The following is a 15345-nucleotide window of genomic DNA, read 5'->3' as shown; positions in this document are numbered from 1 at the left end:
GTTGCAGGAGGCGGGTCGATGCATCCTCCACGCTCCACCATGCGCTCTATTCCGGGATTCCAAGACCGACCGAAACACACGTGTTCGATATCGCGGCCGGGTCGTTGAGCCTCACGACCTCGCCGGACGACTGTCAAGGGGGACCAACGTTGACCTCGGCCGCCACGAACGAACAACAGGCCACCGCACCACCTCCGCCACCGCCGGCGGAGATCACCTACAGCGGCCAGTACTCCGTCAATCCTCTCGCCGAGGTCTCCTTCCGAAGGATGTGCGCGCAGATCCCGGCCGTCCTGGGCCGGATCGCCCGGCTGTCGTGGCGGACTGACCGGCAGGCGGTGCAGCTCCTTCTGGGCTGCCAGGCAGTAACGGGCATCTCGGCCGCCGTGTTGCTGGCCGCCACCGCCCGCGCCATGGAGCCCGTCCTCGGGGACGGCTCCGCCGCCGACCGGCTGCGCGGGGCCCTGCCGGCGCTGCTGGTAGTGGCGGTCGCCGCCGCGCTGGGCCGCGCCGCGGGAGCGATGGCCACGTACGCCGAGCGGCGGATCACCCCACGGCTGACGACGGAGACGGACAGTGCACTGGTCGAGGCGGTGTGCCGGGTCGAGGCCGCGGCGTACGCGGAGGAGGGGTTCTCGGACCGGCACGAGGCGGCCGAAATGGGTGTGATGCGCACCCACGTGATGGTCACCGACGCCCAGCGTTTTCTATCCGCGCTGATCCGCATGGTCACCGCCGGCGGCGTGCTTTCGGTGCTGAACCCGCTGATGCTGCCGCTGCTCCTGCTGGCCGTGCTGCCGGCCGGTGTCGGCGCGGTCCTGACCGCCCGGGTCGACTACGAGATCCACTACGCCAACGTCGCCGACCGCAACGTGCGCGGCATGATGCGCTGGTGGGCGACCACGCCGAAGTACGGCGACGAGGTCCGCGCCAACTCGATGACCGACTACCTCGTCTACTGGTATCGGGCCCTGTCCGACCGGTGTGATCGGCGCACCCTGGCCGCCGCGCCGCGGACCCTGCGGATCGCACTGCTGTCCGCGCTGGCCGGCGGTGTCTTTCTCGTCGCGACCTGGGGAGCCCTGGCGTGGCTGGCGATGTCCGGCCGGATCGCACTCGCGGTCGCCGCAACGGCCGTTATCGCCGTCCAGACCACGCTCGCCGCGCTCTCCCAGGTCGTCATCAACGGCGCAGCGGTCTTCCATACCAGCCTTTACCTGGGCGACATGCAGTCATTCCTCGACGACGCCGCCGCCCGCGCGCCCAAGCGCGGCTCCAGCAAGCTCGCCGCGCCGGTCGAGGAGATCCGGCTCAAGGAGGTCGTCTACCAGTACCCCGGCAAGGACAAGCCTGCCGTGGACGGTGTCTCCCTCTCCCTGGAGCGCGGCCAGATCCTCGCGATTGTCGGAGCGAACGGCTCGGGGAAGTCCACGCTCACCCGGCTGCTGACCGGGATCTACCTGCCCGACAAGGGCAAGGTCACCTGGAACGGCATCGACCTGGCCGACGCCGACCCGTCCACCGTGTGGGCGAACACGGGTCTGGTGCCGCAGATCTTCGCCCAGTGGCCGCTGAGGGTCCGCGAGAACGTCACCCTCGGCCAGCCCCGCACCCACGACGACACCCCGGTGTGGGAGGCCATCGACGCAGTCGGCATGCGCGAAGCCGTCGAAGACCTCCCCGCGGGCCTGGACACTCTCCTGTCCCGCGAGGTCTTCGGCGGCTCGGAGCTGTCCGGCGGCCAGTGGCAGCGCGTCGCCTGCTCCAGGGCCCTATACCGCCGCCCGGGGCTGCTGATCCTTGACGAGCCCACCTCTCAGATGGACCCGCGCGGCGAGCACCAGATCTTCGAGCAGGTCAAGGCCATCGCGGCCGACCGCATCACGATCGTGGTCACCCACCGCCTGGAGAACACGAAGATCGCGGACCACATCGTCGTGATGGAGCACGGCCGGATCACCGAACAGGGCCGATACGACGACCTCGTCCATGCGGGCGGAATTTTCGCCGAGCTCCTGGAACTCTCCCAAGACCGCTGACAGCCGCCCCGTCCCGCGGCTCGCGCAGCGGGACCCGCAGCACAAGGAGTCACCGTGTCCTCTTCTCGGACCGCGGGCCCCGGCCGCGTGCCCCGGCCCACGTCCTCCTCGCGACCGTGTGCGAGGTGTGCGGCGTGAGGGGACCGAAACCGCTCGCGGTCTCTACCCGGAAACCGCAGACCTCGTGGGGGACCCCGGCGTTCAGGTTCCTGCTCGGAAGCGAGGCCGCGAGCCTGTCCGGATCGGCGGTGAGCACCATCGCCCTGCCCGCGCTGGCGGTCCTGGAACTCCACGCCACTCCCGGGCAGGTGGCCCTGCTGGCCTTTCTCGGTCAGCTGCCGAGCACGCTTGCGCTGTGGGCTGGCGCGCTGGCGGACCGGTACGCGAAGCGCCCCCAGCTCATCGTCTCGGACCTGGCGGCGGCTGCGGCTCTCGCCACGATCCCAGCAGCCGCCTTGGCCGGCGTACTCACCATCGGCCAGCTGTACGTGGTGGCGCTCGTGCTCGGCGCGGCCAAGGTGCAGCACGACGCCGCGGCCATCAGTCTCCTGCCGGGCATCGTCGCCCCGCACCTCCTGCACGACGCCAACGCGAAGCTCGGCGCGGCATCGTCGGTGGCCTCCAGCGCTGGCAGTAACGCGGGCGCCGCGCTTGTCGGCGCCGTCGGCGCGGCGCGGTCGGTCCTCGCCGACGTCGCCTCCTTCCTGGTCTCCGCCGTACTCGTCTGGCGCATCCGCACGCCCGGACCACTCGCTCACCCGTCCAGGAAGCGTCACAGCCTCGGGCGGGATATGGCCGAGGGCGTGCGGTACGTGATCGGGCAGCCCACGATCCGCACGGTGATCGCTGCCCTGTCCACGCTGTCCTTCGGGCTGGCGATCATGAATACCTTTTGGGCGTACTACCTGCTGACGACGCTCGGCGCCTCACCGACCGCGTTCGGTGTGATCATGGGCGTCGGTGGCGCGGGGAGCCTGGCCGGCGCGCTGTTCGCGCCGCGGATCTCGGCCCGGATCGGCGTCGGCCCGACGATCATCACTGGGTTCGCGGTGAGCCCACTCGCCCAGGTGCCGCTGTTCCTCGCTGATCCCGGCCGCGGCTGGCAGATCGCTCTGGCCGTGACGCTCGCCGTTCAGCTGTTCTGGGCGACGGCGTCCGGGACCAGCCAGAGATCGCTCCGCCAGATTATGTGCGACCCGCGCTTCCAGGGCCGGATGCAGGCGGCCAGCACCACGGTGACCGCCGGGAGCCGCCCCCTGGCCGCCGCGACCGCCGGCGGCCTGGCACTGCTCCTCGACGTAAGGGCTGTCCTCGTCGTCGGCGCCCTGTTCCAGGTCGTGCCCGTGGTCCTGCTGCTGGCCTCTCCCGTCCGAGCCCTGCGGGAGATGCCCGCCCCGCCCGACTCCGCGGCCGTGCCGCCTGCCCGTGAAGGAGCATCATGACCACCCCCGCGTCCACCGCGAGCGCTGCCTACTGGGAGCCGCTTTGGGCCCAGGGCCGCCGGTACCGGCAGCTGGACGACGCCGAGCGGCGGCTGATGGACGAGTACCTAGGCCCCGGCCACGCCCGCCCTGCGCTCAACATCGGCAGCGGCGACGGCGCCCTGGCCCGGCACCTCCATCACGATCTCGGGTACCGCACGACCGGCGTCGACTGCTCTGCCAGCGCCGTCGCGCTCGCCGCCGCCCAGGACACCGGCACCGGTCCGGGGCCAGCTTGGCTGTGCCTCGACATCACCTCCGACGACCTCACCGCCCTGCCGGAGTCGGCGTTCTCGGTCATCACCTGCCGCCTGGTCTACCGGTGGATGGAGGACAAGCCCACCTTCCTCGACCGCGTCCGCTGGCTCTTGGCGCCCGGCGGGACGTTCTGGGTCGTCACAGAGATCACCGGGCGCCGCACGACCACCGATCCGGCCCTCCTGGGGCTCTGCATCACCCCCGCGGAAGCCGAGACGCTCACGGCCGGATGGTCCGTCGTCCGCACCGCCGACCTCGACGTCCTGCGCTGCTACGCCCTACGTCCCTGACCACCCCCTACTGCTGGAGCAACCGATGCTGGGCTTCGAGTCAAAGAACACAGGTATCTGGACCGCGTACGGTGCCCACCAGCTCGCCAGGGGTATCGAGCTGCCCGAGCTGGACACGTGGGCCTGGGACATTCCGGAAGTCGGCCCCGGCATCGAGGTATTCGGCGATGTGAAGGGGCTGCGCGTGCTCGACCTGGGCAGCGGGCTCGGGCGGCACGCTGCCCGCATGGCCGCCCTGGGCGCGAAGGTCACCGCCGTGGATGCCTCCCCCACCCAGCACCAGCGCGCCGCCGCCCGCTACCCCGATAACCCCGGCCTCCACCTGGTGTGCGCCGACGCCGTGACTCACCTGCGCAATGCCGATCCGTACGACCTGATCTACTCGGTCAGCGGCGTGCCCTTCATGGACCCGCGCCGGCTCCTGCCCGCGCTGGCCAACGGGCTTAGGCCCGGCGGGCGCTTCCTGTTCACCGCGCTGCACACCAACTCCCACGGCGTCGGGCCCATGACCGAGGTGGCCGCCCGCGCCGAGGTGCTGCGGCTGCCCGGCACCAGGCAGGAGCACCTGGTGCACATGTGGGTGTGTTGACCGAACTAACTTCTCTATTTGTGCAGGTCAGATGCGGTTCTGCTAGCTTCCCGCCATGCGCCAGCGGAGTGATCCCGAAAGGGATTTGAAGAACTTTGTCCTGCCCGAGCTCGGTCAGTTACTCAAGACCGAGGACCCCTGGGAGCCGTACCGGATGGTGGATGCGAACGGAGCCCCGGTGGAGCCGGTGGCGGTGTATTTCAAGGACCTGATGGCAGCCGACAGCTCTCCGCTGACGGTTCGCTCGTACGGGATGGACCTGTTGAGGTGGTGGCGGTTCTTGTGGGCACAGGGATTCGTCTGGGATCGCGCCGTTCGTGGAGACGCCCGAGACTTCACGCTGTGGATGCAATTGGCGGACAAACCCGTACGCTCCCACTGGCGCCACCGCGGTATGGACCCTGCCGAGTCATCTTCTCTCCAGCGTAGGAACGGCAGTCCAGCACCTGGAACTCCGAACCCGGTAACGGGGAAGCCGACGGTCGGCGCGAAATACGCGGCCAGCACGCGGGCCCACTGCGAGACGGTCCTGCGTACGTTCTACGACTTTCACCTGGAGCTCAACACCGGTTCCCTGCTGGTCAATCCGTTCCCCTTGGTCCGCAGTCGCCGCTCCGGGCGTGCTCAGTCCCATCACAACCCGGAGCGCGATCATCAGCGTCAGCGCACCGGTCTCTACCGGCCCACTGTCCCGCAGCTGGTTCCGCGCCGGGTTCCCGATGACAAGTACACCGAGGTCTTTGCCGGCCTGCGCTCGCACCGCGATCGGGCTCTTCTCGCCTTCTGGGTCGCGACCGGGGCCCGTGCCGAAGAACTGCTCACCGCATCCCAGAGCGACGCGGTCGTCGGCCAGCAGACCGTTGGGGTGATCCGAAAGGGCACCCGTGAGTACCAGGAACTGCCCGCCACACCCGACGCGTTCGTCTGGTTACGGCTCTACCAGGAAGAAGCCTGGCGCAAGGGAGTTCCCCGCGGTCGCAAGCAGCCACTCTGGTGGACTCTGCGTCGTCCGTGGCGACCGCTGAACTACGACGCGGCCCGTGCCATGTTCAACCGCGCCAACCAGATCCTGGGCGCCAACTGGACCCTTCACGACCTGCGGCACACCGCGACCTTCTTGATGCTCGACGACCCGGGGATGCCCCCGGCCTACGTCCAGCACATCCTCGGCCACAAACACCTGTCGACCTTGGACATCTACAACCGCCCTACCCGGGACGACGTCATCGCGGCAGGTCTGGCCCACCACGCTCGGCAGCAGCAACGGCGCCACAACCCGCCACCGGCCCTGCCCTCGCCGGCCTACAGCACCGACTCCCTCAACGTGCTGTTCGGAGGCCCGCTCCGATGACGGACCTCCTGGTCGCACCAGCTGCCCAGCCGGCAACCAACCTGCGGGGGAAAGAGGCCGCGGCCCTGCTCCGAGCCTTCCCGCCGCGCCCCCGAGCAACGTCATGGCTGGCAACCCAGCTATCCCGAGATTCCGTTCTCGACCGACTTCAGCAGCCGCCCTTCAGGGCTACGACAGACAGCGCCCAGTCCGTGCGGATGGGCGGCGCCCGGATGCTGCTGGGCTGGTTGGAGACCTTTCCCGGAGACACATGGCAGCAGCGCTGGGAAGCCAGCCCCGCCGCCGACGCCTACGCCGGCTGGGGCGACGCCCTCATGGCCTGGTGCCGCAGCGAGGGGAGGAAGCCTCGCCAAGATGCCACTCCCTCCGGCATGTTGGCACTGATCAGCGCGGACGTCATCCGGCCCAGACTGCAGTGGCTTTCCCCCAACTCTTCGCGCCAGCTTCGCCCCGCCATCGCTGGGGCACGTGATCCTGACGGCTTCGCACGCCTGTCGGCTCAGATCCCCGCGGGTGAGTTGGTTACCTCCCCCGCCTCCGAGGCCCTGAAAGTCATCGCCTTGATCGTCGCGGCTCAAGGCGGCGGCGTCGATGACATCGTGGTGGGCGACCTGCTCACACTCCTGCAGATAAAAGCAAACCAAAACGCCCAGAATGGTCCTGTCCTGCGCGCGTACACCTGGCTCCGCAACCGTGGCCAGTTCCCTCCAGATGCCCCAGCCACGCTGCAGAACCTCCCGGCCCGGAGCGGACAGGTCGCTCCCGCAGGTCTCGTTGACCGCTTCCCCTTGCGCTGCAAGCCGGTCCGCGATCTGCTCGTCAGCTACCTCACCGAACGCCAAGCCGCACTCGACTACACGAGCCTGAGGGTCCTGGCCAACCACTTGGTGGGCCTGTTCTGGGCCGACCTGGAACGCCACCACCCGGGCATCGACAGCCTCCGGCTGCCGAGGGAGTTGAGCGAGGCGTGGAAGACCCGCATCGCCGTAAAGACCATCCGCCGACGCCAACCGGACGGCACAACATCTGAGATCACCGCCCCACGGGCCAGCGCGGCGGCCGTGAAGATGAACGTGAGGGCTTTCTATCTCGACATCGCTGAATGGGCCCTCGACGAGCCCGAAAAGTGGGGCCCGTGGGCCGCGCCGAGCCCGATCAGCGAAGGCGACTGCGGCGCCAAGAAGATGGAACAGGAACAGAAGTCCAGGTCAGACCGGCGCACGCGTGAGCGTCTGCCGGTCTTGCCACTGCTCGTTCGCGTCGCTGATCGCCGCCTCAAAGAGGCCAAGGCACGTCTCGATGCCGTCGACTCCGCGCCTTTGAGCACCACGGTCACCGTTCTTGGTGAGACCTTCACTTTGCCTCAGACCTCCCGGCGGGCTGATGGGCGGCCGGGGTATGTCTGGGACGCCCACGGAAACCGCCGAAACCCCCGCGCAGAAGAGAAGCAGGCGTTCTTCGCATGGGCAACCATCGAAATCCTCCGTCACACGGGCATCAGGGCCGAAGAGCTTCTGGAACTCAGCCACCACAGCATCATCCGTTACATACTTCCCACCACCAGTGAAGTCGTTCCACTGCTGCAGATCGCCCCCTCCAAGACAGAGAAGGAACGCCTCCTCCTCATCAGCCCCGAACTCGCTGACGTTCTCAGTGCGCTCGTCACCCGCGTTCGGCAGGCTGACGGCCGGATTCCAGCTATCCCGACCTACGATATGCATGAGAGGACATGGAATCCTCCCATGCCGGTCCTCTATCAATGGTCCGTCAGCGGAGAACGGCGCCCTATCTCTGGCGCTTTCGTCCGAACAGCATTGAATGACACTCTCGACGCCTCCGGCCTTGTCGGCAAGGACGGCGAGCCGTTGCGTTTCCAGCCGCACGACTTCCGGAGGATCTTCATCACCGATGCCATCCTCAATGGCTTGCCTCCGCACATTGCCCAAGTGATCGCAGGTCACGACAGCATCAGCACCACGATGGGATACGCCGCCATCTACCCGTCCGACGTCATCGAGGCGCACCGCGCCTTTATTGCCCGGCGCCGCCAGACCAGACCTACCGAGGAATATCGTGCGATCACCTCGGAGGAATGGGAAGAGTTTCTTGGGCATTGGGAGAGAAGAAAGCTGGCACTCGGAGAATGTGGGCGCGCTTACGGAACAGATTGCGCGCATGAGCATGCTTGCGTCCGCTGCCCCGTACTCATCGTAGACTCCAGCGACAGGTCAAGACTCGAAGAGATCCGTCATAATCTCCGCGACAGAATTGCCGAAGCCGAAAGGGAAGGGTGGCTGGGTGAAGTCGAGGGCCTCTCTGCCAGCCTTGCTGCTGCCGACGAGAAGATCGCCCAGCTTGACGTGAGGCAACAACGGAAGAAGTCACCTACGTTCCTAGGTATCCCTTCCCTCAATCAACTACCTACTTACGCCGGGAAGTATCCAGACCAGTAGGGTTTAAGACGCCACAAACTGCGGGCTTCGGCTCGGAAGTGCGGTACATCCGCCCCGCACGCTCCCGTGATTCCAGCCGGTATTTCCTCGGGGGGACCATGGTCGAAGGTCCTCTCATGAGTTCCATCTGACCCGCTGTCACCTCCTGGACCGCGTCTCGGGAGAACGTCGGGGCCCAAGGGGAGGGCCCTGAACGCGTCACTGTGGCGGTCAGGGCCTTCTCCTACGGTATGCCGGGCCAGGGAGCGTCAGGTACCGGGGTGTTCGGACTCGCGGGTTGTCTTGACCCAGGAAGTGCGGCCGCGAGCCATGCGAAACAGCGCCTTCCAGGCACAGAGGAACGACAGGTAGTTCATGACGACGAACGAATGCCCCATCAGCAGCGCGCGGAGACGGCCGACTCGGCGGTCCCGGCGCAGATAGGCCCAGGAGGTGATCAGGGCTGGGGCGAAGGCCAGCAGGTACCACAGCAGGAGGCCGACCGGCCAGGCCAGCCAGGTGTCGCGCAGCCCGGGGTACGACGCGTGGTGGCGGAGGATCACGTACGACGGGCACAGCAGGAACCAGGCCAGGCAGTACTGGAACAACAGTGACCAGGGCAGGTCCAGTGCCCAGGGGACGAGCAGGTAGCAGACCATCTCCAGCGCGGACAGGTGGGCCAGATGCGGTGAGCGCCAGATCTCGCCGCACCGTGCGATGGCGGTCATGTGGCCCTGGTACCACCGGGTGCGCTGGCGGATCAGGCGGCCGAGGTGTTCGATGGCCTGCTGGTCGACGGAGGCGTGGGCGGTGGTGCGTAGCTGCCAGCCACGCAGAGCGAGGCTGATGGCCAGGTCGAGGTCCTCAGTGAGTGAGGCGGACCACGGACGGGTCCCGATGCTGTCCAGCGCGGACAGCCGGGTGAACTGGCCGTTGCCGCCGAGGCTGACGGTGGCGGTGGCCTCGCGGCCGAGCTGGGTGACGGCGGCCATGGACCAGAACTGGTAATCCTGGAACCAGGTGAGGAAGTTCGCCCGCCGGTTGCGGATGCGGACGCCGAGCTGCACGCCGCCGGTGGTGGGGTCGTTGAACAGCGGTATGACATGGGCCAGCGCCCGGTCGGAGAGCCGGCCGTCGGCGTCCATGACGCAGACGACGACCTGGCGGGGGTCCTGTCCACGCGTGCGCACGGCGTGGCGGACGAAACGGATTCCGTGGTTGAGGGCTTCGCCCTTGCCTTGCCGCGCGAACGGCGGATTGCGCCGCAGCACCACGACTTCACCGCCGGGGGCATCCCGTACGGCAGCCTCTGCGGTGTCGTCGTCGGAGCCGTCGTCGATGACGACGACAGTGGAGCGCGGGCCGGCCAGGCCGGTGACGGTGGAGCCGATGACCGTGGCCTCGTTGAGGCAGGGCACCAATGTGTACAGATGGAGCTGGTCCTGCCGTCCGAGGTGGGGGTTTCCGTAACCGGCGTCCCCCTGGACCGGCAGCGATGTTCTCTGCCGACGCAGTTCGAGCAACCCCATGCCCATGGCGGTGGCGAAATAGCACGCGGAGGCGGTGATGACGGTGTAGCCGATCGCGTCGATGAGTCTGAGGAGTTTCACAGCGGTACGGCTCCGGCTCCTTCCAGGCCCACTGGTTCAGGGGCCGCTCGTGATGACGTGGTGGTCGTGGTGGAGCTGTGGGGTGTCCTGTTCGGGGTGCACGTGCTGGGCCTGCGGGCGAGGGGGCAGGAAGTCGTGCCGGGTGAATGGCCGTGTGGGGGGCCGGTGGTGGAGCGCGCGCAGCAGGACGAAGCCGCCGGCTGCCGCGGTGAGTCCGAGTGCGGCCAGCACGACCGGGCGGATCCGGTGGTCGGACCTGCGCCGCAGCAGCAAGTCGGCGGCTGGGCCCAGCATGAGGAGCGTGTTCACGCCGTACATGTGTCTGTCCCCGTTCCCCGGCTACGGTTCGTGCGGTGCGCTTCGGATCGGGAAGTGATGTGAATGCCCACACCCCATGATCTCCTGAGTGCCGTCGTTCCCGGGCGTACGACTCGGAGCCATCCAGGGCATACCTGTGAACCGAACGGGCCACGTGCACCGCCAGACTGGCGGGGGGAAGCATCGAACGTGCTCTCCTGAGGACTGATCATCGGCGGCCCTGGGCCGGCCATCGGCGGCAGTGACGGTCGGCGGCCCGCCTCTCGCACCCTTGACGCAGGAGATGATGACCAGACAGAACGAGCCATCGTACCGGGCGCCATGGTCACCGGAACGCTCCATCGACGGGGTCCACGGCACCATGTGGGAGGGAAGCCGGGACCGTATCGCGTGTGTCGTCGGGACGCGGCCGGAGGCCGTGAAGATGGCGCCCGTCATCCTGGAATTGCGCAGGCGGCCGTGGGCGGATCCGGTGGTGATCACCACGGGCCAGCATGGTTCGGTCGTCGAGCAGACGCTGGGCTGTTTCGGCATCGAACCGGATGTCGGGCTCGGCACCCGGCACCGTCCCCATTCGCTGTCCCAGTTGTCGGCGAGGCTGCTGCGTGAGCTCGGCGGGCACCTGGACAGGGCCGACTGGCGTGCCGTCGTGGTCCAGGGCGACACGTCCTCGGCCCTGGCCGGCTCCCTGGCGGGTTTTTTCTCCTCGATCCCGGTCGTCCATGTGGAGGCTGGGCTGCGCTCGGGCGACCTGCGTAGCCCTTTCCCTGAGGAGGCGCACCGCCGGATGATCGCGCAGGTGTCGTCCCTGCATCTGGCCCCCACCCACCACGCGGATGCCAATCTCCGGCGGGAGGCTCTGTCGGTGGGCCGGGCCGTCGTCACCGGCAACACCGTGATCGACGCGGTCGTCATGGCGGGCCGCAGCGCGGCCGCTGCCGGGGACCCCCTGGTCAGGAGGATTGAGGCGTCGTCATCCCGGCTGGTCCTGGTGACTGCGCATCGCAGGGAGAACTGGGGGGAACCCATCGCGCGCATTGGCCGGGCCGTCGCCGAGCTCAGCCGTCGGCATCGGGGGACGACGTTCCTGATGGCCGCGCACATGAACCCGGCGGTGCGTTCCGCACTTGAGGAAGCCACCCGTGGTCTGGCCAATGTGCTGTTGCCCGGCCCGGTCGCCTACGCGCCGTTCAGTCGGCTGCTGAGCAGGGCCCGGCTGGTGATCACCGATTCCGGGGGGATCCAGGAGGAGGCCGCGGCGTTCGGCCTTCCGGTGCTGGTGACCCGGCGGAACACCGAACGCTTTGAGGGCCTGTGCGGCGGGCTGGCGCGCCTGGTCGGAACGGAGCAGGCGGCCATCGTGGCAGCGGCCGAGGAGGAACTCGCCCGCGCGGACGCCTTCTTGGAGGCGGGAGAGAGCGGAGCGCCGCACCTCAGGCCCAACCCGTACGGGGACGGCCTGGCGGCCCAGCGCTGCGCGGCGGCCTGCGGCTGGCTCCTTGGGCACAACGACCGGCCTCAGGACATCCCCCCACCGCCGGTCTCCGAGGGTCTGCCGGTCGTTCCCGTCGGCCGTTCATGATCAGGCGGTGCTGAGCATCCGCACCCGGTGATTGCCCCAGTCGCAGAAGTAGAGGGTGCCGTCGGCATCGACCGTGACCCCGAGAGGCTGGCTGAGGGCGGCGGAGGTGGCGGGCCCGCCGTCGCCGCCGTAGCCGTCAACCCCGGTGCCGGCCAGGGTGGTGATGAACCCGTCCCGGGAGACCGTACGCAACCGCTTATTGCCGTAGTCGGAGAAGTGGACGTTGCCGGCACTGTCGGCGATCACGTCGTGCGGCAGGCTGAGGGCGGCGGAGGTGGCGGGCCCGCCGTCGCCGCCGTAGCCGCCGGTGCCGGTGCCGGTGCCGGTGCCGGCCAGGGTGGTGATGATTCCGTCCGGCGAGACCTTCCGTACCCGATGGTTGTAGCGGTCGGCGATGTAGAGAGTGCCGGTGGCGTCAACGGCCACGGAGTGCGGAAAGTTGAGGGCGGCGGAGGTGGCGGGCCCGCCGTCGCCGCCGTAGCCGTCGACCCCGGTGCCGGCCAGGGTGGTGATGATTCCGTCCGGCGAGACCTTCCGTACCCGATGGTTGTAGTCGTCGGCGATGTAGAGAGTGCCGGTGGCGTCAACGGCCACGGAGTGCGGAAAGTTGAGGGCGGCGGAGGTGGCGGGCCCGCCGTCGCCGCTGAAGCCGGCGGTGCCGTTGCCGGCGACGGTGGTGATGGTGCCGTCCGGGGAGACCTTCCGTACCCGCTGGTTGGAGCGGTCGGCGAGGTAGAGATTGCCGGAGCCGTCCGGTGCCACGCCGCAGGGGCACTGGAGGGCAGCCCTGGTGGCGGGCCCGCCGTCGCCGCCGTAGCCCTGCTCGCCGGAGCCGGCCACCGTGGTGATGATCCCCTGCGGATCCACCTTGCGTATCCGGTGGTTGGAGTAGTCCCCGATGTAAAGGCTGCCGTCCGGACCTGACGCGACACCGAACGGGGAGTGGAGACAGGCTGCGGTGGCGAGCCCGCCGTCGCCGCCGTACCCCTTGGCCCCGCTGCCGGCCACCGTGGTGATGATCCGTGTGAGGAGCGGCGTTGCTGCCCGGTGGCTCTGGCTCACTGGGACTGTTGTAGCCATTGCTGTGCGTCCCTTCCTGCGGGTGGGGGTCCGGCCCCGCCGAGCCTGAGGTGCCAGGATCTGAGCGGCGGGGCCGGACCGTGGGTTGTCGGCGACGTTCGAGCTCAGGGCTTGACGGTGCAGGAGAGCGGCACGGGCGGGTGGCTGCCCACGATCGCGCGGCCGTCGTCGCGGGTGCCTGGGCGGGTGTCCGGCAGTGCCCTGACCGGGAGGGTGTAGATCAGAGGGCTGGGGTCCTTCGGGGAGGTGTTGAGATGAAGCTCCTCGGTCACGGTGAGTGTGCGGCCGTCCGCCGACACCTCGGACTTGAGGGTCCCGAGCACCCGGTCCGGCTTGGCGAAGTAGTAGCCGTACGACGCCTTTCCGGTGAAGACGAACCCGGTGGGCGCGGTGAACCTCTGGGTGACCGCACCCGTGATCGGGGTGTCCTTCGGGGCGGAGAGCTCCACGTTGATCTTGCCGGTCTCGCCGGGCTTCATCTCCGGCGTCTTCTCCTGCCGGACCACAAGCCCGGTCGGAGGGGCAGGGCTGGTGATGGTGCCGCTCAGCGGAACGGGCGGATGCCGGCCGATGACGGCCTGACCGTCCGGGTAGGTGCCTGGCGAGGCGTCCTTCATGGCCCTGACCGGGATCGTGTAGACGAGGGGACTCTTGTCGGTGGCGGAGGTGTTGACGTGTGGGTTCCCGGTCACCACCAGGACCTTGCCGTCGGACTCGATCCGGTGGGTGAGGTTGCCGGTGACCGGCGGGCGGCTGCCGTAGTAGCCGTAGGAGGGCTTGCCCTCGAAGACGAACCCGGTCGGCGCCGTGAACATCTGGGTGATGATGCCGGGATCGATCGCCTGGGCGGCGGGTGAGGTGATCTCCAGGTTGAACTTGACCCGCTCGCCGGGTTTGGCCAATGGCACGCTTCCCTGACGTATGGTCAAGTTGCGTTCCTTCGACCCCGCGACCTTGCGTACGTTGTGGGATGCCCTGTCGCAGACGTACAGGTTCCCGGCGCTGTCGACCGCCAGTTCGCCGGGGTCCCGGAACCGGGCGGAGGTAGCTGGTCCGCCGTCGCCGGAACTCCCGTCGCGGCCGTCGCCGGCGAAGGTGGTGATGGTCCCGTCGGGTGTCACCTGCCGGACGACGCGGCTCTTGCGCTCGGCGACGTACAGCGTCCCTCGGGCGTCCACCGCCACTCCGACGGGGTTTGCGACCCCTGCGGAGACGGCCGGTCCGTCGTCACCGCTGGAGCGGCTGGAGCCGTTGCCCACCACCGTGGCGATCACACCGTCGGTGGTGATCTTCCGCACGCGGTGGTTCTCGTCGTCGGTGATGTAGCAGGTTCCCTGCTCGTCCACCGCCACGGCCGTGCTCCAGCCGATCTGGGCCTGCGTCGCCGGCCCGTCGTCACCGGAGTACCCCTTGATTCCGGTGCCCGCGATCGTGGTGATCACGCCGCTCGGCGCCACCTTGCGGGTGCGGTGGTTGGCCCCGTCGCACATGTAGAGGGCTCCCGTACGGTCCACCGCCACGCTCACGGGCTCGTTGAGTTGGGCGGCGGTGGCGGGTCCGGCGTCCCCGGAGTACCCGGCCGAACCGTTCCCGGCCACGGTGGTGATGATCCCGTCGAGGGAGACCTTGCGGATCCGGTGGTTGTAGCGCTCGGCGATATACAGGTTCCCGTCGGCATCGACCGTTACGGAGACCGGGGTGTTGAGCTGGGCGGCGGTGGCGGGTCCGACGTCCCCGGAGTACCCGGCCGAACCGTTCCCGGCCACGGTGGTGATGATCCCGTCCGGAGAGATTTTCCTTACGCGGTGGTTGTTGGAGTCGGCGATGTACACGTTCCCGGAGGCGTCGACTGCCGGGCCCGCCGGGGTGTTGAGTTCGGCGTCGACGGCCGGTCCGCTGTCCCCGGAATACCCGGCCGAACCGAGGCCGGCGATAGTGCTGATCACCCCTTCCAGGGTGGCCGTGATGTGGGCGGGCTCCACGGCCCGGTACGTGGTTGTCATCGGCATCTCCCGTCGGAGCGGTCGTGCCCGGCCGGCGTCGCCGGTCACGCAGGACGTCGCTGTCGGATGGAGTCGAAGGGGGTGGAGAGCGGGCTGTACCCACCGCTCTCGTCGGCGTGAGAACGCCTGACCGCGATCACTCTCGCGGACGGTCACCGCCCCAGCCTAGGCAGGCTTCCCGAAGCCCGCATCCGGTGGCGAAAGGGGCAGGAGCCAGGCACGCGGGGGTCACCCGAATGGAGTAGCGCCCAGTTCTTCCGGTATCCCCTGAATGGGTTAACAGGGTAGTTTGGCATGGTTTGTTGCAGTTCC

Annotated in this window: 11 protein-coding genes; 7 read left to right on the top strand and 4 right to left on the bottom strand. The window is 68.5% G+C overall.

The genetic code is table 11. The features are described from left to right. The first annotated feature begins 149 nt into the window (after positions 1-149). From PBV52_RS45985 to PBV52_RS45960, 6 genes are all read left to right on the top strand, one after another. Entirely contained in the window at positions 150-2039 is a 1890-nt protein-coding gene (locus tag PBV52_RS45985) for an ATP-binding cassette domain-containing protein (protein WP_274247567.1), read from the top strand. A 134-nt stretch (positions 2040-2173) separates the two neighbouring features. Further along, positions 2174-3481 (top strand): MFS transporter, encoded by a 1308-nt coding sequence (locus PBV52_RS45980; protein WP_274247565.1) that lies wholly within the window; start codon positions 2174-2176, stop codon positions 3479-3481. Beyond that, entirely contained in the window at positions 3478-4068 is a 591-nt protein-coding gene (locus PBV52_RS45975; protein WP_274247563.1) for a methyltransferase domain-containing protein, read from the top strand. Before PBV52_RS45980 ends, PBV52_RS45975 begins: the two co-directional genes overlap by 4 nt. A gap of 25 nt (positions 4069-4093) precedes the next feature. Beyond that, entirely contained in the window at positions 4094-4657 is a 564-nt protein-coding gene (locus tag PBV52_RS45970; RefSeq protein WP_274247562.1) for a bifunctional 2-polyprenyl-6-hydroxyphenol methylase/3-demethylubiquinol 3-O-methyltransferase UbiG, read from the top strand. Between the two features lie 55 nt (positions 4658-4712). Beyond that, positions 4713-6008: a site-specific integrase gene (locus PBV52_RS45965; RefSeq protein ID WP_274247560.1), complete on the top strand. Its 1296-nt coding sequence runs from the start codon at positions 4713-4715 to the stop codon at positions 6006-6008. Continuing rightward, on the top strand, positions 6005-8461 hold the full coding sequence (locus PBV52_RS45960) for a site-specific integrase (protein ID WP_274247558.1): 2457 nt from the start codon (positions 6005-6007) through the stop codon (positions 8459-8461). The genes PBV52_RS45965 and PBV52_RS45960 overlap by 4 nt, the downstream gene beginning before the upstream one ends. 248 nt (positions 8462-8709) lie before the next feature. Here the strand turns inward: PBV52_RS45960 and PBV52_RS45955 are convergent, their stop codons facing one another. After that, the gene (locus tag PBV52_RS45955; RefSeq protein WP_274247556.1) at positions 8710-10050 is read right to left on the bottom strand and encodes a glycosyltransferase; all 1341 of its coding nucleotides are present in this window, start codon (positions 10048-10050) and stop codon (positions 8710-8712) included. Positions 10051-10086: 36 nt separating this feature from the next. Then, positions 10087-10368, bottom strand: coding sequence for a hypothetical protein (locus PBV52_RS45950; protein WP_274247554.1), 282 nt, complete (start codon positions 10366-10368; stop codon positions 10087-10089). A 286-nt stretch (positions 10369-10654) separates the two neighbouring features. Between PBV52_RS45950 and wecB the strand changes: the two genes are divergently transcribed. Further along, positions 10655-11950, top strand: a complete 1296-nt coding sequence (gene wecB, locus PBV52_RS45945; protein WP_274247552.1) for a non-hydrolyzing UDP-N-acetylglucosamine 2-epimerase — start codon at positions 10655-10657, stop codon at positions 11948-11950. Here wecB and PBV52_RS45940 read toward each other — a convergent pair whose 3' ends face one another. Both PBV52_RS45940 and PBV52_RS45935 read right to left on the bottom strand, forming a co-directional pair. Continuing rightward, positions 11951-13012, bottom strand: coding sequence for an NHL repeat-containing protein (locus PBV52_RS45940; RefSeq protein ID WP_274247550.1), 1062 nt, complete (start codon positions 13010-13012; stop codon positions 11951-11953). 122 nt (positions 13013-13134) lie between these two features. Then, positions 13135-15033 (bottom strand): NHL repeat-containing protein, encoded by a 1899-nt coding sequence (locus PBV52_RS45935; RefSeq protein ID WP_274247548.1) that lies wholly within the window; start codon positions 15031-15033, stop codon positions 13135-13137. Positions 15034-15345: the final 312 nt, after the last annotated feature.

Source organism: Streptomyces sp. T12, assembly GCF_028736035.1.
Lineage (GTDB): Bacteria > Actinomycetota > Actinomycetes > Streptomycetales > Streptomycetaceae > Streptomyces.
The sequence above is the reverse complement of the archived record's forward strand: the minus strand, read 5'-3'. Positions and strand labels throughout refer to the sequence as shown.